The organism is Gluconobacter sp. P1D12_c, from assembly GCF_018812105.1.
In the GTDB taxonomy this organism is placed as follows: domain Bacteria; phylum Pseudomonadota; class Alphaproteobacteria; order Acetobacterales; family Acetobacteraceae; genus Gluconobacter; species Gluconobacter oxydans_A.
The window spans coordinates 1-372 of record NZ_JACSIQ010000804.1; the positions used below are offsets into that span (position 1 = coordinate 1).

The window sequence follows — 372 nt, forward strand, 5'->3', positions numbered from 1 at the left end:
GCCTGGAGTGTGTACGATCCCTGAACCTCGACAGCGCTCGCGCCACGACCATACCGCGTGTGGCCTTTGACCGTTTGAGCGAAGAAGCTGCCCGGATTACGCCCCAGCATCTGGCCGAGCTTCGGTCATCCCGTCGTTACGCCATTCTGTGGCAGCCGGGGTCCGACTTGAGGAGGTTCTAACCGACGCGGCCCTCACAATGATGGACAAACTCCTCGGAAGCATGATGCGCCGTGCCGAGCACCTGATCCGTGACAAAGCGATTGTCACCATGCGATCGTTGCAGGCCCAGCTTCGTCTGCTGACAACCTCTTGCCGGCATCTGATTGAGGCCCGTGATCAGGGCGTTGATTCACTGTCTGCCATTACGGG

Annotated in this window: 1 pseudogene; it reads left to right on the plus strand. The window is 59.9% G+C overall.

Annotated features, from left to right (window positions below):
* Window positions 1-372, plus strand: a pseudogene (locus KP705_RS21885) (Tn3 family transposase); the annotation flags it as partial.